At 68.3% G+C, this 16068-nt stretch carries 20 protein-coding genes; 4 read left to right on the top strand and 16 right to left on the bottom strand.

Annotated features, from left to right (window positions below; translation table 11 throughout):
- Positions 1 to 133 precede the first annotated feature (133 nt).
- Together coaA and AB0J12_RS20590 are read left to right on the top strand one after the other, a co-directional pair.
- Positions 134 to 1102 carry a type I pantothenate kinase gene (coaA, locus tag AB0J12_RS20595; protein WP_363265752.1) on the top strand — a complete coding sequence of 323 codons (969 nt, stop codon included), beginning with the start codon at positions 134 to 136 and terminating at the stop codon, positions 1100 to 1102.
- Positions 1103 to 1142: 40 nt separating this feature from the next.
- Entirely contained in the window at positions 1143 to 2093 is a 951-nt protein-coding gene (locus tag AB0J12_RS20590; RefSeq protein ID WP_363265751.1) for a DUF389 domain-containing protein, read from the top strand.
- A 7-nt stretch (positions 2094 to 2100) separates the two neighbouring features.
- Here the strand turns inward: AB0J12_RS20590 and glmM are convergent, their stop codons facing one another.
- The 3 genes from glmM to rplM form a co-directional block, all read right to left on the bottom strand.
- Positions 2101 to 3459 (bottom strand): phosphoglucosamine mutase, encoded by a 1359-nt coding sequence (gene glmM, locus AB0J12_RS20585; protein ID WP_363265750.1) that lies wholly within the window; start codon positions 3457 to 3459, stop codon positions 2101 to 2103.
- A 253-nt stretch (positions 3460 to 3712) separates the two neighbouring features.
- Complete coding sequence (rpsI, locus tag AB0J12_RS20580; RefSeq protein WP_161162943.1) at positions 3713 to 4225, bottom strand: 30S ribosomal protein S9; 513 nt, start codon at positions 4223 to 4225, stop codon at positions 3713 to 3715.
- A 42-nt stretch (positions 4226 to 4267) separates the two neighbouring features.
- Entirely contained in the window at positions 4268 to 4711 is a 444-nt protein-coding gene (gene rplM / locus AB0J12_RS20575; RefSeq protein WP_363265748.1) for a 50S ribosomal protein L13, read from the bottom strand.
- Between the two features lie 302 nt (positions 4712 to 5013).
- Here rplM and AB0J12_RS20570 point away from each other — a divergent pair, with 302 nt between their 5' ends.
- Together AB0J12_RS20570 and AB0J12_RS20565 are read left to right on the top strand one after the other, a co-directional pair.
- Positions 5014 to 5898, top strand: a complete 885-nt coding sequence (locus AB0J12_RS20570) for a hypothetical protein (RefSeq protein ID WP_363265747.1) — start codon at positions 5014 to 5016, stop codon at positions 5896 to 5898.
- Positions 5899 to 6081: 183 nt separating this feature from the next.
- Positions 6082 to 7242 (top strand): NDP-sugar synthase, encoded by a 1161-nt coding sequence (locus AB0J12_RS20565; RefSeq protein WP_363265746.1) that lies wholly within the window; start codon positions 6082 to 6084, stop codon positions 7240 to 7242.
- Positions 7243 to 7268: 26 nt separating this feature from the next.
- Here AB0J12_RS20565 and truA read toward each other — a convergent pair whose 3' ends face one another.
- The 13 genes from truA to rpsE form a co-directional block, all read right to left on the bottom strand.
- Positions 7269 to 8126, bottom strand: a complete 858-nt coding sequence (truA, locus tag AB0J12_RS20560; RefSeq protein ID WP_363265745.1) for a tRNA pseudouridine(38-40) synthase TruA — start codon at positions 8124 to 8126, stop codon at positions 7269 to 7271.
- A gap of 80 nt (positions 8127 to 8206) precedes the next feature.
- A complete protein-coding gene (rplQ, locus tag AB0J12_RS20555; protein ID WP_363265744.1) occupies positions 8207 to 8701 on the bottom strand; it encodes a 50S ribosomal protein L17 in 495 nt (164 codons plus the stop codon).
- 182 nt (positions 8702 to 8883) lie between these two features.
- Positions 8884 to 9906 (bottom strand): DNA-directed RNA polymerase subunit alpha, encoded by a 1023-nt coding sequence (locus tag AB0J12_RS20550; RefSeq protein ID WP_024755423.1) that lies wholly within the window; start codon positions 9904 to 9906, stop codon positions 8884 to 8886.
- A 145-nt stretch (positions 9907 to 10051) separates the two neighbouring features.
- On the bottom strand, positions 10052 to 10456 hold the full coding sequence (gene rpsK, locus AB0J12_RS20545) for a 30S ribosomal protein S11 (RefSeq protein WP_003956432.1): 405 nt from the start codon (positions 10454 to 10456) through the stop codon (positions 10052 to 10054).
- Positions 10457 to 10521: 65 nt separating this feature from the next.
- Positions 10522 to 10902, bottom strand: a complete 381-nt coding sequence (gene rpsM, locus AB0J12_RS20540; protein ID WP_009300593.1) for a 30S ribosomal protein S13 — start codon at positions 10900 to 10902, stop codon at positions 10522 to 10524.
- 202 nt (positions 10903 to 11104) lie between these two features.
- Positions 11105 to 11218, bottom strand: coding sequence for a 50S ribosomal protein L36 (gene rpmJ, locus AB0J12_RS20535; RefSeq protein ID WP_004984509.1), 114 nt, complete (start codon positions 11216 to 11218; stop codon positions 11105 to 11107).
- Between the two features lie 71 nt (positions 11219 to 11289).
- Complete coding sequence (gene infA, locus AB0J12_RS20530; protein WP_003948620.1) at positions 11290 to 11511, bottom strand: translation initiation factor IF-1; 222 nt, start codon at positions 11509 to 11511, stop codon at positions 11290 to 11292.
- A 195-nt stretch (positions 11512 to 11706) separates the two neighbouring features.
- Positions 11707 to 12543, bottom strand: a complete 837-nt coding sequence (gene map / locus AB0J12_RS20525; RefSeq protein WP_363265743.1) for a type I methionyl aminopeptidase — start codon at positions 12541 to 12543, stop codon at positions 11707 to 11709.
- A gap of 100 nt (positions 12544 to 12643) precedes the next feature.
- Positions 12644 to 13306, bottom strand: coding sequence for an adenylate kinase (locus tag AB0J12_RS20520; RefSeq protein ID WP_363265742.1), 663 nt, complete (start codon positions 13304 to 13306; stop codon positions 12644 to 12646).
- A complete protein-coding gene (gene secY / locus AB0J12_RS20515) occupies positions 13306 to 14619 on the bottom strand; it encodes a preprotein translocase subunit SecY (RefSeq protein ID WP_363265741.1) in 1314 nt (437 codons plus the stop codon). The genes AB0J12_RS20520 and secY overlap by 1 nt, the downstream gene beginning before the upstream one ends.
- 179 nt (positions 14620 to 14798) lie before the next feature.
- The gene (gene rplO, locus AB0J12_RS20510; protein ID WP_363265740.1) at positions 14799 to 15254 is read right to left on the bottom strand and encodes a 50S ribosomal protein L15; all 456 of its coding nucleotides are present in this window, start codon (positions 15252 to 15254) and stop codon (positions 14799 to 14801) included.
- 2 nt (positions 15255 to 15256) lie between these two features.
- A complete protein-coding gene (rpmD, locus tag AB0J12_RS20505; RefSeq protein ID WP_003974250.1) occupies positions 15257 to 15439 on the bottom strand; it encodes a 50S ribosomal protein L30 in 183 nt (60 codons plus the stop codon).
- A 2-nt stretch (positions 15440 to 15441) separates the two neighbouring features.
- Positions 15442 to 16047: a 30S ribosomal protein S5 gene (gene rpsE / locus AB0J12_RS20500; protein ID WP_005313527.1), complete on the bottom strand. Its 606-nt coding sequence runs from the start codon at positions 16045 to 16047 to the stop codon at positions 15442 to 15444.
- Between the last annotated feature and the right edge of the window lie 21 nt (positions 16048 to 16068).

Here is a 16068-nt window from a genome sequence, read left to right as displayed (position 1 = left end):
CGGCGAACAGCTCCAGCAGGGAGCCGTCGACCAGGAGCCGTACGCTGCGGGCCGGGGTCCGCAGCACAAGCGGGGCCGAGCCACCCCGTTCAAACTCCGTTAACAATGGACTGTGATCTCTCCGGTCTCCTCGATGCCCCGGAGCGCCCACCGGAACCGTCCGGAGGCGACTCCCTACGTCGATCTCACCCGTGCCGAGTGGAGCGCGCTGCGCGACAAGACTCCGCTGCCACTGAGCGCGGAGGAGGTCGAACGGCTGCGCGGCCTCGGTGACGTCATCGACCTCGACGAGGTGCGGGACATCTACCTCCCGCTGTCCCGGCTGCTCAACCTCTACGTCGGCGCCACCGACGGCCTCAGAGGGGCGCTGAACACCTTCCTCGGGGAGCAGGGCTCCCAGTCCGGCACGCCGTTCGTCATAGGGGTCGCCGGCTCGGTCGCCGTGGGGAAGTCCACGGTCGCCCGTCTGCTGCAGGCCCTGCTCTCGCGCTGGCCCGAACACCCACGCGTCGAGCTGGTCACGACGGACGGGTTCCTGCTGCCCACCAAGGAGCTCCAGGCGCGCGGCCTGATGTCGCGCAAGGGCTTCCCCGAGTCGTACGACCGCCGCGCCCTGACCCGGTTCGTCGCCGACATCAAGGCCGGCAAGGGCGAGGTCACCGCGCCCGTCTACTCCCACCTGATCTACGACATCGTCCCCGACGAGAAGCTCGTCGTGCGCCGCCCGGACATCCTGATCGTCGAAGGGCTCAACGTCCTGCAGCCCGCCCTGCCCGGCAACGACGGCCGCACCCGGGTCGGCCTCGCCGACTACTTCGACTTCAGCGTGTACGTCGACGCGCGCACCGAGGACATCGAGCGCTGGTACCTGAGCCGCTTCAGGAAGCTGCGCGAGACGGCCTTCCAGGACCCGTCGTCGTACTTCCGCAAGTACACGCAGGTGTCCGAGGAGGAGGCTCTCGACTACGCCCGCACCATGTGGCGGACGATCAACAAGCCGAACCTGGTCGAGAACATCGCCCCCACCCGCGGCCGCGCCACCCTGGTCGTCCGCAAGGGCCCGGACCACAAGGTGCAGCGCCTGAGCCTGCGCAAGCTGTAACGGCCCCGGGGCACCCGGGGCGCCTGTTAGAAAGGGCGTCATGCTGCATCTACGCCTGATCACACCGTCCGACACCACGGACGACGTGGTCCGTCTGATCGAGAAGACCGTCGGCACCACGCATCTCGTGGTGCTGCCGGGCGCCGCCCGCGACCCGGCCGGGGACGTGGTGCAGTGCGACGTGGCGCGTGAGGCCGCCGACCAGTTGCTGTCGGGTCTTCAGCACCTCGGCCTGGAGCGCACCGGCTCCATCGCCGCCGAGAACATCGACCTGTCTCTGTCCACCCGGGCCGACAAGGCGGAGGCCGACGCACCGGGCGAAGGCGCGGACGCGGTGCTGTGGGAGCACCTCACCGAAGCCACCCACGAGGAGTCGACCCTCTCGGTCACCTACGTCGCGTTCATCACGCTGGCCACGATGATCGCGGCGTGCGGTGTGGTGCTGGACAACGCGATCCTGATCGTCGGCGCGATGGCCGTCGGCCCGGAGTTCGGACCGCTGGCCGGCATCTGCACAGCGATCGTGCAGCGCACCCCGCGTCTCGCCCTGCGGTCCCTGATCGCGCTGCTGGTCGGCTTCGCGGCGGCCATGGCGGTGACCGCGGGCTTCAGCCTCTTCATGGACGCCGTCGGCCTGTTCACCAAGGGGCAGTTGGAGGCGGAGCGACCCAACACCGGCTTCATCTACGCGCCGGACTGGTTCTCGTTCGTCGTCGCGGTCCTCGCCGGCTGCGCCGGCACCCTGTCCCTGACCTCGTCGAAGTCCGGCGCCCTGGTCGGCGTCGCCATCTCCGTCACCACGGTCCCGGCCGCGGCGAACGCGGCGGTCGCCGCGATCTACGGCGACACCACCCAGACGATCCGCTCCACGGAACAACTCCTGCTGAACCTGCTGGGCATCGTCCTGGCGGGAACGCTCACGCTCCTGGCCCAGAAGTACTTCTGGGCCAGGCAACGGGCGCATTCCAAGGAGCAGCAGCAGGGCAGCTAGCCCGAGATCAGCCCAGCGCCGACTTCACGACATCGGCCAGCCGCCCGGCAACGGACCGAGCCTGCTCGATGTCCGCCGCCTCGACCATCACCCGGACCAACGGCTCGGTGCCGGACGGCCGCAACAGCACTCGCCCGGTCTCGCCAAGCTCCCGCTCCGCGTCGGAAACGGCCGTCGCCAGCTCACCGGAGGTCTTCACCCGGGCCCGGTCCACGTCCCGCACGTTGATCAGCACCTGCGGCAGCCGCTCCATCACGGATGCCAGCTCCCGCAGCGACCGCCCGGTCTCGGCGACGCGCGCGGCGAGCAGGAGGCCCGTCAGCGTGCCGTCGCCCGTCGTCGCGTGGTCGAGGATGATCACGTGCCCGGACTGCTCGCCGCCGAGCGCGTACCCGTGCTCCTTCATCTCCTCCAGCACATAGCGGTCGCCGACCGCGGTCTGGACGAGCTTCAGCCCCTCACGCTCCAGCGCCAGCTTGAAGCCGAGGTTGGACATGACGGTCGCGACGACGGTGTCGGAGCGCAGCGCGGACCGCTCCCGCATGGCGAGGGCCAGCACGGCGAGGATCTGGTCGCCGTCGATCTCCTCACCGGTGTGGTCGACGGCGAGGCAGCGGTCGGCGTCGCCGTCGTGGGCGATGCCGAAGTGCGCGCCGTGCTCGATGACCGCTGCCTTGAGCAGGTCGAGGTGGGTGGAGCCGCAGCCGTCGTTGATGTTGAGCCCGTCCGGCTCCGCACCGATCGTGATGATCTCGGCGCCGGCCCGCGTGAACGCCTCCGGGGAGACCCGGGCGGCGGCGCCGTGCGCCTCGTCGAGGACGATCTTCAGCCCGTCGAGCCGGTTCGGCAGCACGCCGATCAGGTGGTCGACGTACCGGTCGGAGCCCTCCTCGTAGTCGCGGACGCGGCCCACGCCGGCACCGGTGGGGCGGTCCCACGGCTCGCCGTGGCGGTGGGAGTCGTACACCGCCTCGATCCGGTCCTCGAGCTCGTCGGCGAGTTTGTGGCCGCCGCGGGCGAAGAACTTGATGCCGTTGTCGGGCATGGCGTTGTGGCTGGCGGACAGCATCACACCGAGGTCGGCGCCGAGCGCGCCGGTCAGGAACGCGACGGCCGGGGTCGGCAGGACACCGACGCGCAGCACGTCGACGCCGGCGCTGGCGAGGCCCGCGACGACGGCCGCTTCCAGGAACTCCCCGGACGCGCGCGGGTCACGGCCGACCACCGCGACCGGCCGGTGCCCCTCGAAGGTGCCCGCCTCGGCGAGTACGTGTGCCGCCGCGACGGACAGGCCGAGTGCCATCTCGGCGGTCAGATCCGCGTTGGCGACACCACGCACACCGTCCGTGCCGAAGAGTCGTCCCACGTGTCCTCCTGAGGAAGCGTCAGTTACGAAGAGCGGCGCGCCGGTGCGGCCCCTGCGCGTGCCGTTCGTGTCCCGGGACTGCGCCGCCCGGGCACGCAATCGCACAAGCTGCTGAACGTCTTGTGCCGTTATACGCCCGAAGGCTGTGATAAACGAACGCCCCGGCGGCACACTGGCGTGCCGCCGGGGCGTTCGGAGTACGCGGAGGGCAACCGAAACGGAAGCCCGGATACGTACGAGCAGGCAGCGAAGCTTAGCGCTTGCTGTACTGCGGGGCCTTGCGGGCCTTCTTCAGACCGGCCTTCTTGCGCTCGACCGCACGGTCGTCGCGCTTGAGGAAGCCGGCCTTCTTCAGCGGGCCGCGGTTGTTGTCGACGTCGGCCTCGTTCAGGGCACGGGCGACACCGAGGCGCAGGGCACCGGCCTGACCGGAGACACCGCCACCCGCGATGCGGGCGATGACGTCGTAACGGCCCTCGAGCTCGAGCACCTTGAAGGGCTCGTTGACTTCCTGCTGGTGCACCTTGTTCGGGAAGTAGTCCTCGAGGGTGCGACCGTTGATCTTCCACTTGCCGGTGCCCGGGACGATCCGGACACGGGCGATGGCGTTCTTGCGGCGGCCCAGGCCGGCGGCCGGCTGGGGCTCGCCGAAGCGGGAAGCCATGGACTCCGAGGTGTACTCGCCCTCGACGGGCACCTCGGACTCCGTGGTGTAGCTCTCGATGTCGATCTCTTCGATCGGCTGCTCGGCAGTGGTCTCGGCCACGATTCTCCTCAGATTCTCTTCGGTCTTAGGGGGTGGCCGGACTTACTGCGCGACCTGGGTGATCTCGAACGGCACCGGCTGCTGGGCAGCGTGCGGGTGCTGGTCACCCTTGTAGACCTTCAGCTTCGAGAGCATCTGACGGCCCAGCGTGTTCTTGGGGAGCATGCCCTTGACGGCCTTCTCGATGGCCTTCTCGGGGTTCTTCTCCAGCAGCTCGTCGTAACGGACCGAGCGCAGACCACCCGGGTAGCCGGAGTGGCGGTACGCCATCTTCTGGGTCCGCTTGTTGCCGGACAGGTGCACCTTGTCGGCGTTGATGATGATGACGAAGTCACCGGTGTCGACGTGCGGTGCGTAGATCGGCTTGTGCTTGCCACGCAGGATGGAGGCCGCAGTGGAGGCCAGACGGCCCAGGACGATGTCCTGAGCGTCGATGACGTGCCACTGGCGCGTCACATCGCCGGGCTTGGGGCTGTACGTACGCACGGTTCGTAGCCTTCGCTTCGAGTGAATGGTCCTAGACAAGGTCACCGAAACGATCACGACAGCCTTGACCCACGGCGGCGACGCATACCGCGTACGTGGGGTCGCTGGTCATCGGCCCGGTGGACCGGTGTAAGGGCCCGTCCCGTGAGAATGAGCAAGCCAATACACAACGAACAAGCAGAATACCGGGGCACAGGGGGTGGGTCAAAACGGCCCCGCTCAGGCACCTCGCGGGCACCCCCGCTCCCCCCTCCCCACTGCACGGGCCATGACACACGGGCACCCCGTCTAAGATGCGCCCCATGAGCTATGGGCAGGGGGGACCCCAGCAGCCCCAGTGGGATCCCTGGAAACCGAACTCCCAGCAGCCGTGGAGCGACGGCGGTGACGGCGAGACCCCGGACTGGGCGGCACTGGCCGAGGCGTCCGAGGCGCGCAACAAGCGGCGCCGGATGCTGTTCATCGGCGGCGGCGCGCTGGCCACCCTCGCGGTCGGCGCCGCGGTCGCCCTGGCCGTGACCTCGGCGAACGGCAGCGATCAGGCGGGCGGCGACCCCAGCTCGCTGCCGCCGACGGCGTCCATCCCAGGCGAGACGGCCACGGCCCCGTCGTTCGCACCGACGAGCGCCCCGCCCCCGCTGGACCCGAAGGACTTCGTCTCCAGCAAGAACAAGGACACCGCACCGCTCGGCCCGGACATCCTCTTCCCCGGCTCGCAGCTCACCATGGGCTCGACCGTGTACAAGAAGGGCCCCACCGCCGACACCAAGGACTGCGCGTCGGCCGCCAAGGGCACCCTGCCCCAGGCGCTCACCGCCGGCGGCTGCACCCGTCTGATGCGCGTCACCTACACACAGGGCGCTGTCGCGGTCACGGTCGGTGTCGCGGTCTTCGACACGGAGGCGCAGGCCGCCCGGGCGAAGAAGGCGACCTCCCCCAAGAAGGGCATGGTGCAGCCGCTGTCGGGCAAGGACGTCAAGCCGTTCTGCGACGGCGCGGTCTGCCGCTCCACGACGAACTCCTACGGCCGCTACGCCTACTTCACCCTCACCGGTTTCACCAGCGGCAAGGACGTCACCCTGAAGGACACCAAGGCCTTCGCGGCCGGTGACGACCTCGCCCAGTTCGCCTTCAACCAGATCAAGCGGCGCGGCGAGGCCCAGGCGTCGGCGGCGGCGAACGGCTGACCCGCCGGACGCGTCGGGCAGGTTAACTTCTCCCGACAGCTCCTCCGCGGGCGTTTCCCGGGCCCGGCACGCGTGCCAGCATCGGTGATCAGCCGGCCGTCGCCGGCGCGCCCACCGGACCGGGGCGGCGCGGGCGACCGATCTCACGGCGAGATTCGATCTCGGGGGGAGTCCCGCAGCCTCATGTCCGAAGCGATCCTTCTCGTGGGTGGTCAGGGCACTCGGCTGCGCCCCCTGACCAGCCACATCCCCAAGCCGCTGCTGCCCGTCGCCGGGGTGCCGTTCCTCACACACCAGCTGGCGCGGGCCGCCGCCGCGGGCGTCACCCGCGTCGTCCTCGCCACGTCCTACCTCGCGGAACTCTTCGAGGCGGAGTACGGCAACGGCGCACGGCTGGGCCTGGAGCTGGAGTACGTCACCGAGGAGAGCGCCCTCGGCACCGGCGGCGCCATCCGCAACGCCGCCCGGCGCCTGCGCAGCGCGCCCGACGAGGCGGTGCTCGTCTTCAACGGCGACATCCTCTCCGGCGTCGACATCGCCGCCCTGCGCGCCCACCACCGGACCACCGGCGCGGACGTCACCCTGCAGCTGAAACGGGTCGGCGACCCGCGCGCCTTCGGCCTGGTCCCGACCGACGAGGGCGGCCGCGTCACCGCGTTCCTGGAGAAGCCGCAGACCCCGCAAGAGATCATCACCGACCAGATCAACGCCGGCTGCTACGTCTTCACCCGCTCGGTCATCGACCGCATCCCGCCGGGCCGGGTCGTGTCCGTGGAACGCGAGACGTTCCCCGAACTGCTCGCGGCCGATGCCCACGTCCGCGGTGTGGTGGACGACACCTACTGGCTCGACCTCGGCACCCCGGCCGCCTTCGTCCAGGGCTCGGCCGACCTGGTCCGCGGCCGCGTCACCTCCCCCGCGCTGCCCGGCCCGCCCGGCGACGCGCTGGTCCTGCCCGGCGCGCGCGTCCACCCCGGCGCGGTGCTCGGCGGCGGCACGGTCGTCTCCCCCGGCGCGGTGATCGACGAGGGCGCCGTCGTCGAGGGCAGCGTGGTGATGACGGGCGCCCACATCGCCCCCGGCGCCACGATCCACGCCTCGGCCGTCGGCCGCCACGCCCGCGTGGGCCCCCTCACATCCGTGGCCGGGACGGTCATCGGCGACGGCGCCCACGTCGAGGAGGGCAACGAACTCCCCGCCGGGGTACGCATCGCCTGCGGTTCGCGGATAGCGCCGTACAGCGTGCGCCTGTCGGCGGCGCCGACGCCCTGCGCGAGGGAACACACGGCAGTGAGACCCACCTCAGGGGCGCGGGGAACTGCGCGACCGGCCACGACGGCGTAGCGCCGGCAGGACGGCAGAGCCCGGCACTAACAACAGCCGCCCCGCAGGGGCAGGCTGCGCTTGTTGCGCGCCTCACGACTGCGCTCCGCGAGCAGCGAGTCCGCCGGATACCCGACCTCCTCCAGCGTCAGCCCGTGCGGCCGCACCACATGCACGGCAGAGTCCCGCACCCCCGCGGCCAGCACCTTCGCGGGCCACTCGGGCGCCCGGTGCCCGTCCCCCACGAACAACAGCGCCCCGATCAACGACCGCACCATGTTGTGGCAGAAGGCGTCGGCCCGGACGGTGGCGGTGATGATCCCGTCGTCGCCCCGCGACAGGCTCAGCTCCTGCAAGGTACGGATGGTGGTCGCGCCCTCCCGCTTCTTGCAGTAGGCGGCGAAGTCGTGCTCGCCCAGCAGTCCCCGGGCGGCCTCGTTCATGGCGTCGACGTCGAGCGGCCAGTCGTGCCACAGCACGTGCCCCCGCAGCAGCGGGTCGACGCCGCCGGGGTTGTCCGTCACCCGGTACGCGTACCGGCGCCAGATCGCCGAGAAACGGGCGTTGAAGCCGCTCGGCGCGGGCCGCAGGGCCCACACGCGCACATCCTTCGGCAGCCGCCCGGCGAGGCGCTTCAGCAGCTTCTCGTGATGCTCACGCCAGACGCCCTCGGGCAGATCCACGTGCGCCACCTGCCCGCGCGCGTGCACCCCGGCGTCGGTGCGTCCGGCGACGGTCAGCTCGTACGTCTCCCGGGAGCGGGTGACGGTCCGCAGCGCGTCCTCGATCTCCCCCTGCACGGTGCGCCGGCCGCCGGCCTGCTTGGCCCATCCGGAGAAGTCGGTTCCGTCGTAGGACAGATCGAGGCGGACACGGACGTAACCGGGCGCTGCTTCTTCACTCACGTACAGATCCTCTCAGCAACACAAGAACGGGCCCGCTCCTCGAAAGGAACGGGCCCGCTCTTCAGACGTCAGGCAGAGCCTCAGGCGTCCTTGGACTCCTCGGCGGGAGCCTCGGCGGCGTCCTCGGCCTTGGTCTCCTCGACCTTGGCCTCGTCGGCCTCCTTGACCGCGCGCTTGGTGGCGGCCTCGGCCTCACCAGTCGCCTGCTGCGCGACCGTCAGCGCCTCGACCAGCTCGATGACAGCCATGGGCGCGTTGTCGCCACGGCGGTTACCGATCTTGGTGATGCGGGTGTAGCCACCCGGACGGTTCTCGTAGCGCGGGCCGATCTCGGTGAAGAGCGTGTGGACGACGCTCTTGTCCGTGATCACCTGGAGCACCTGACGGCGGTTGTGAAGGTCGCCCTTCTTCGCCTTGGTGACCAGACGCTCGGCGTACGGACGCAGCTTGCGCGCCTTCGCCTCGGTGGTGGTGATACGGCCGTGCTCGAAGAGGCTCTTCGCGAGGTTCGCGAGGAGGAGCTTCTCGTGCGCGGCGCTGCCGCCCAGACGGGCACCCTTGGTGGGCTTCGGCATGATCTATCTCCTGTGTGTCTGCCCCGGCCGTATCAGGTACCGGAGTCAGTATCCGAGCAGACGGTTGTCTGTCGGAGATCCGAGCAGGCCCCGAAGGGGCCTGGCCCGGAAAGGGGCGCGGGGGAACTGCGCGACCAGCCACGACCGGCCCGCGGATACAGTACGGCCTCCCCGCGGAGCGCTCAGTACTGCTCGGTCTCGACGAACCCGGCGTCCGCGTCGTCGTCGGCGCCGAAGGCGTCCGCGGCGGCGGTCGGGTCGAATCCGGGCGGGCTGTCCTTGAGGGCCAGGCCCATGCCGGCCAGCTTCGCCTTGACCTCGTCGATGGACTTCGCACCGAAGTTGCGGATGTCCAGCAGGTCGGCCTCGGAACGAGCGACGAGCTCACCCACGGAGTGGATGCCCTCACGCTTGAGGCAGTTGTACGACCGAACGGTGAGCTCGAGCTCCTCGATCGGCAGCGCCAGATCGGCGGCCAGCGCGGCGTCCGTCGGGGACGGACCCATGTCGATGCCCTCGGCGTCGATGTTCAGCTCGCGAGCGAGACCGAACAGCTCGACCAGCGTCTTACCGGCGGAGGCCATGGCGTCACGCGGACGCATCGCCTGCTTGGTCTCGACGTCGACGATCAGCTTGTCGAAGTCGGTGCGCTGCTCGACACGCGTGGCCTCGACCTTGTACGTGACCTTCAGCACCGGCGAGTAGATGGAGTCGACCGGGATACGGCCGATCTCCTGGCCCGCCTGCTTGTTCTGCACGGCGGAGACGTAGCCGCGACCGCGCTCGACGGTCAGCTCCATCTCCAGCTTGCCCTTGCCGTTGAGCGTGGCGAGGACGAGGTCGGGGTTGTGCACCTCGACACCGGCCGGGGGCGCGATGTCGGCGGCGGTGACCAGACCCGGGCCCTGCTTGCGCAGGTACATCACGACCGGCTCGTCGTGCTCCGAGGAGACGACCAGCTGCTTGATGTTGAGGATCAGGTCGGTGACGTCCTCCTTGACGCCCGGCACGGTGGTGAACTCGTGCAGGACACCGTCGATCCGGATCGAGGTGACGGCGGCACCCGGGATCGAGGAGAGGAGCGTGCGGCGGAGGGAGTTGCCGAGGGTGTAGCCGAAGCCCGGCTCCAGCGGCTCGATCACGAACCGGGAGCGGAATTCGTCGACGACCTCTTCGGTCAACGAGGGACGCTGAGCGATCAGCATGTGTGGATCAGATCCTTCTTTCGTGGACGCCCGCTATTTGACGCCCGACGGAAACCTCGCCCGGTGAAAAGCGCGGGTACTGCAAGGGTACGGGCGGCACGACCCGAAGGAGCCGTACCGCCCGGAAAGCCCTGGAGAAGCGAGGTCAGACGCGACGACGCTTCGGCGGACGGCAGCCGTTGTGCGGGGTCGGGGTGACGTCCTGGATGGAGCCGACCTCGAGGCCCGTGGCCTGCAGGGAGCGGATCGCGGTCTCACGACCGGAACCCGGGCCCTTCACGAACACGTCGACCTTGCGCATGCCGTGCTCCTGAGCGCGGCGGGCAGCCGACTCGGCGGCCATCTGCGCGGCGAACGGCGTGGACTTCCGGGAGCCCTTGAAGCCGACGTGGCCGGCGGAGGCCCAGGAGATCACGTTGCCCGACGGGTCCGTGATGGAGACGATCGTGTTGTTGAACGTGCTCTTGATGTGCGCGTGGCCGTGAGCGACGTTCTTCTTTTCCTTGCGGCGCACCTTCTTGGCAGCGCCCTGACGACCCTTGGGGGGCATCTACTAACTCCTACGGGAGGTGGTCGGTCCTACAGCGAAGACCGTGGACAGAGGTCCGCTGCGGACTACTTCTTGCCCGGCTTCTTCTTGCCGGCGATGGCGCGACGCGGGCCCTTGCGGGTACGAGCGTTGGTGCTGGTGCGCTGACCGCGGACGGGCAGACCGCGACGGTGACGCAGACCCTGGTAGCAACCGATCTCGACCTTGCGGCGGATGTCGGCCTGGATCTCGCGACGGAGGTCACCCTCGGTCTTGATGTTGTTGTCGACGTACTCGCGGATCGCGACGAGCTGCTCCTCGGAGAGGTCGCGGACGCGGGTGTTCGGGTCGACGCCGGTCGCTGCCAGCGTCTCCTTCGAGAGGGTCCGGCCGATGCCGAACACGTAGGTGAGGGCGACCTCCACGCGCTTTTCGCGCGGGATGTCAACACCGGAAACGCGTGCCATTCAATGGCTCCTGGTGATCTTCGGAGGTCTTCCACAGGACCGGTTCCCAGCCGCCGTATCAGGTACGAACTGGGTCCCCGGCCTCCGAGCCGGGGGTGTCAGGCGAACGCACGAGGGATGCCTGGGTCCTGCGTATGAACAATTCAGCTCGCGTCGCGCGAAACTCTGCGATTCAAGTGCAGAGGGTGCGATCCGTGTGCGATCAGCCCTGGCGCTGCTTGTGGCGCGGGTTCTCGCAGATGATCATGACCCGGCCGTGACGGCGGATCACCCTGCACTTGTCGCAGATCTTCTTGACGCTCGGCTTGACCTTCATGGGATGTGAGGTTCTCCGGGTCAGTTGCCGGCGGCCCCGTGCACAGAGAGGGCACAAGGCGTGGGCAAGATCTACTTGTACCGGTAGACGATCCGGCCACGCGTCAGGTCGTACGGAGACAGCTCCACCACGACCCGGTCGTCAGGGAGGATGCGGATGTAGTGCATACGCATCTTGCCGCTGATGTGTGCCAGGACCTGGTGGCCGTTCTGGAGCTCGACCTTGAACATGGCGTTCGGAAGAGACTCGACGACAGTGCCCTCGATCTCGATGGCACCTTGCTTCTTGGCCACGCTTCGCCCTTCGAATCGACTACCTTGATCGACTCCAGCGTGCACCGTTTGTAAGCATGCGGACATGCGGGTGCACCAGAGCCGACGAGTCAGTCTACGTCAGCACACCCGAAAAGGCGAAACGAGGAAGTCTGCCCTACGGGGGAGATCGTCATGCAAAGGGGGCGCAACTCAGGTCGGCAGACCTGGCGCGGCTCAGCCCAGCGGATCCGGCGCCGCCGTCACGCCGTACTCGGCCAGCTTGGCCTTGCCGGCGTCGGGGGCGGTCAGGACCAGAGGGCCCTCTTCCGTCAGGGCGACGGAATGCTCCCAGTGGGAGGACCAGGTGCCGTCGGTCGTGATGACCGTCCAGTCGTCGGAGAGGACCTCGGTCTTCGGTGTGCCGAGGGACACCATCGGCTCGATCGCCAGGCAGAAGCCGGGAACCAGCTTGGGGCCCTTGCCGCGGCGCTTCTCGACGTAGTTCAGCAGGTGCGGGTCCATGTGCATCTCGGTGCCGATGCCGTGGCCGCCGTAGTCCTCGATGATCCCGTAGCGGCCGCCGCCGGGCTTGGGCTGGCGGCGGATGTACGTCTCGATCGCGCGGGAGATGTCGACGAGCCGGTTGCCGAGCTTCATCGCGGCGATGCCTGCCCACATCGACTCTTCGGTCACCCGGGACAGCTCGACCAGCTCCGGGGCGTGACCGGAACCCACGAACGCCGTGTACGCGGCGTCGCCGTGCCAGCCGTCGACGATCGCGCCGCAGTCGATGGAGATGATGTCGCCGTCCTTCAGCACGACGTCATCCGAAGGGATGCCATGGACGACGACCTCGTTGACGGAGGTGCAGATCGTCGCGGGGAAGCCGCCGTAGCCGAGGAAGTTCGGCTTGGCGCCGTGCTCGGCGAGCACCTTGCGCGCGACATCGTCCAGGTCCTTGGTCGTGGCGCCCGGCACCGCCGCCTCGCGGGTGGCCTGATGGATGGCGGCGACGACCAGGCCCGCCGCACGCATCTTCGCGATCTGCTCGGGCGTCTTGATCTGCACCATGGGGGGCCTGCGCTCTCCGTCACTCACGTCAACCGGTTACCAACACAACAGTACGGCCGTGACGCCCCCCAGGGCGCCACGGCCGACAGCGGACCGACGACTACTGGCCGTCGTCCTCACGCTTCAGCGCACCGAGCGCCCGCTGCGTGACCTCGTCCACCGGACCCATGGCCGAGATCGTCACGACCAGGCCCTGGGACTTGTAGTAGTCGATGATCGGCTCGGTCTGCGTGTGGTAGACCTCAAGCCGCGTGCGCACCGTCTCCTCGGTGTCGTCGTCCCGCTGGTACAGCTCGCCGCCGCAGACGTCGCAGACGCCTTCCTTGGCCGGCTTCTTGTACGACACATGGAAGACGTGCGCCGAGTCGTTGCGGCAGATGCGACGGCCGGCGATGCGCTTCACGACCTCGTCCTCGGGGGCTTCGAGGTCGAGTACCGCGTCCAGCTTGATGTTCTCGGTGTTCAGCAGTTCGTCCAGCGCCTCGGCCTGCGAGACATTGCGCGGGAAGCCGTCCAGCAGGAAGCCGTTCTCGGCGTCCGGCTGCTCCATGCGGTCCTTCGCCATCGCGATGGTGACCTCGTCGGGGACGAGGTTACCGGCGTCCATGTAGGACTTCGCGAGCTTCCCGAGCTCCGTCTGCCGGCTGATGTTGGCGCGGAAGAGGTCGCCCGTGGAGATGTGCGGGACGCGCAGGCGCTCGGCAAGGCGGGTGGCCTGCGTACCCTTTCCGGCACCCGGCGGCCCGACGAGGACGATTCGCATCAGCGGAGGAACCCTTCGTAATTGCGCTGCTGGAGCTGGCTCTCGATCTGCTTCACCGTCTCGAGACCCACACCCACGATGATCAGGATGCTGGTCCCACCGAACGGGAAGTTCTGGCTTGCCCCGAAGCCCACCAACGCCATCGTCGGCACGAGAGCGATCAGTCCCAAGTACAGCGAACCCGGCCAGGTGATCCGGTTGAGCACGTAGGAGAGGTACTCAGCGGTCGGTCGGCCAGCCCGGATGCCCGGGATGAAGCCACCATACTTCTTCATGTTGTCGGCGACTTCCTCGGGGTTGAAGGAGATCGCCACATAGAAGAACGCGAAGAAAACGATGAGCAAGAAGTACGAAGTGATGTAAATCGGGTGGTCGCCCTTCACCAGGTTCTGCTGAACCCAGGTCTTCCATCCCGAGTTACCCCCGGCGAACTGCGCGATCAGCGCCGGAATGTAGAGCAGCGACGAGGCGAAGATGACGGGAATCACACCCGCCTGGTTCACCTTCAGCGGGATGTAGGTCGACGTACCGCCGTAGGAACGGCGGCCGATCATCCGCTTCGCGTACTGGACCGGAATACGGCGCTGGGCCTGCTCCACGAAGACCACGAGTCCGACCATGACCAGGCCGACCAGGATCACCGTGCCGAACTCGATCCAGCCGCCGGCCAGGTTGCCCGACTTCTTGATCGACCACAGGGCGGACGGGAAGGTCGCGGCGATCGAGATGAACATCAGGATCGACATGCCGTTGCCGATACCGCGGTCGGTGACCAGCTCACCCAGCCACATCACGACGGCCGTACCGGCGGTCATGCAGATGACCATGGTGATGGTGGAGAAGATGGCCCGGTCGGGAACGATCTGCGACGCGACGGTGCAGCCGTTGAACAGGGCGCCGCTGCGGGCGGTGGCCACCAGACCGGTGCCCTGCAGGATGGCCAGGGCGATGGTCAGGTACCGGGTGTACTGGGTGATCTTGGCCGTGCCGGCCTGGCCCTCCTTCTTGAGGGCCTCCAGGCGCGGGATCACCACGGTCAGCAGCTGCAGGATGATGCTCGCCGTGATGTACGGCATGATGCCCAGCGCGAAGACCGTGATCTGCAGCAGCGCACCGCCGCTGAACATGTTGACCAGACCGAAGAGGCCCTGGTTGCCGGACGCCTCGTCCACACACTGTTGGACGGACTTGTAGTCCACGCCGGGAATCGGGATGTGGGTACCGACCCGGTAGACCACGATGATGCCGAGCGTGAAGAGCAGCTTCTTGCGCAGGTCGGGCGTCTTGAACGCCCGGGCGAACGCGGTGAGCACGGTGCCTCCTGCGACCCCCGCGCAACTGCGTCGAAGGGCGGTCTTGAGGTTCGACGAATACGAAAAAGAACAGTGGACGCTACCTTACCGGCGACACTGCTCCCCTAGGAACGACCAACCGGGGATACCCCAATTGTGGGGTATCCCCGGTTGACGCGTTACGCGTTACGTCATCGGGCTCAGATGAGCTCGGTGACCGTACCGCCGGCGGCGGTGATCTTCTCCTTGGCGGAGCCGGAGACGGCGTCGACCGTCACCTGCAGCGCCACGGAGATCTCGCCCTGGCCGAGGACCTTGACGAGGCTGTTCTTGCGCACGGCACCCTTGGCCACGAGGGACTCGACAGTGACCTCGCCACCCTCGGGGTAGAGCGCGGCCAGCTTGTCGAGGTTCACGACCTGGTACTCGGTCTTGAACGGGTTCTTGAAGCCCTTGAGCTTCGGGAGACGCATGTGGAGGGGCATCTGCCCACCCTCGAAGCGCTCCGGAACCTGGTAGCGGGCCTTGGTGCCCTTGGTACCACGACCGGCCGTCTTACCCTTCGACGCCTCACCACGACCGACACGGGTCTTGGCGGTCTTGGCGCCCGGGGCGGGACGGAGGTTGTGGATCTTGAGCGGGTTGTTCTCCGCCATGATCAGTCGACCTCCTCGACCGTCACGAGGTGGCGGACGGTGTGCACCATTCCGCGGAACTCGGGGCGGTCCTCCTTGACGACCTGCGTGTTGATGCCCTTGAGACCAAGGGACCGCAGGGTGTCACGGTGGTTCTGCTTGCTGCCGATGTAGGACTTGACCTGCGTGATCTTGAGCTGCGCCATGATTACGCACCCGCCCCGGCACGCGCACGCAGCAGAGCCGCGGGGGCGACGTCCTCGAGCGGCAGACCACGGCGGGCCGCGATCTCCTCGGGACGCTGCAGACCCTTCAGGGCCGCCACGGTCGCGTGCACGATGTTGATGGCGTTGTCGGAGCCCAGGGACTTCGACAGGATGTCGTGAACGCCGGCGCACTCGAGCACGGCACGCACGGGACCACCGGCGATAACACCGGTACCCGGCGAAGCCGGCTTGAGCAGCACGACGCCGGCAGCCTTCTCACCCTGGATCGGGTGGGGGATGGTGCCCTGGATACGGGGGACCTTGAAGAAGTGCTTCTTGGCCTCCTCTACACCCTTGGCGATGGCGGCCGGCACCTCCTTGGCCTTGCCGTAACCGACACCCACGGTGCCGTCACCGTCGCCCACCACGACCAGCGCGGTGAAGCTGAAGCGACGACCACCCTTCACAACCTTGGCGACACGGTTGATCGCGACGACGCGCTCGACGTACGCGGTCTTCTCGGCGGCAGCAGCGCCGCCGTCACGGCCCTTCCGGTCCCGCCGCTCGCCGCCACCGGCACCGCTTCCGCGGCGCTGGGGTCCAGCCATTGGATTACCTCTCTCTTTCCG

The organism is Streptomyces sp. NPDC049915, from assembly GCF_040656475.1.
GTDB lineage: Bacteria > Actinomycetota > Actinomycetes > Streptomycetales > Streptomycetaceae > Streptomyces.
The sequence above is the reverse complement of the archived record's forward strand: the minus strand, read 5'-3'. Positions and strand labels throughout refer to the sequence as shown.

Excerpts from the sequence above, each read along its gene's own strand:
- rpmJ (WP_004984509.1), bottom strand. The coding sequence starts at position 11,218 with ATGAAGGTCAAGCCGAGCGTCAAGAAGATCTGCGACAAGTGCAGGGTG.
- rpsE (WP_005313527.1), bottom strand. The coding sequence starts at position 16,047 with ATGGCTGGACCCCAGCGCCGCGGAAGCGGTGCCGGTGGCGGCGAGCGG.
- map (WP_363265743.1), bottom strand. The coding sequence starts at position 12,543 with ATGGTGCAGATCAAGACGCCCGAGCAGATCGCGAAGATGCGTGCGGCG.
- rplO (WP_363265740.1), bottom strand. The coding sequence starts at position 15,254 with ATGGCGGAGAACAACCCGCTCAAGATCCACAACCTCCGTCCCGCCCCG.
- rpsM (WP_009300593.1), bottom strand. The coding sequence starts at position 10,902 with ATGGCACGCGTTTCCGGTGTTGACATCCCGCGCGAAAAGCGCGTGGAG.
- coaA (WP_363265752.1), top strand. The coding sequence starts at position 134 with ATGCCCCGGAGCGCCCACCGGAACCGTCCGGAGGCGACTCCCTACGTC.
- rpsK (WP_003956432.1), bottom strand. The coding sequence starts at position 10,456 with ATGCCCCCCAAGGGTCGTCAGGGCGCTGCCAAGAAGGTGCGCCGCAAG.
- AB0J12_RS20550 (WP_024755423.1), bottom strand. The coding sequence starts at position 9,906 with ATGCTGATCGCTCAGCGTCCCTCGTTGACCGAAGAGGTCGTCGACGAA.
- AB0J12_RS20590 (WP_363265751.1), top strand. The coding sequence starts at position 1,143 with ATGCTGCATCTACGCCTGATCACACCGTCCGACACCACGGACGACGTG.
- rpmD (WP_003974250.1), bottom strand. The coding sequence starts at position 15,439 with ATGGCGCAGCTCAAGATCACGCAGGTCAAGTCCTACATCGGCAGCAAG.
- AB0J12_RS20520 (WP_363265742.1), bottom strand. The coding sequence starts at position 13,306 with ATGCGAATCGTCCTCGTCGGGCCGCCGGGTGCCGGAAAGGGTACGCAG.
- AB0J12_RS20565 (WP_363265746.1), top strand. The coding sequence starts at position 6,082 with ATGTCCGAAGCGATCCTTCTCGTGGGTGGTCAGGGCACTCGGCTGCGC.
- AB0J12_RS20570 (WP_363265747.1), top strand. The coding sequence starts at position 5,014 with ATGAGCTATGGGCAGGGGGGACCCCAGCAGCCCCAGTGGGATCCCTGG.
- rplQ (WP_363265744.1), bottom strand. The coding sequence starts at position 8,701 with ATGCCGAAGCCCACCAAGGGTGCCCGTCTGGGCGGCAGCGCCGCGCAC.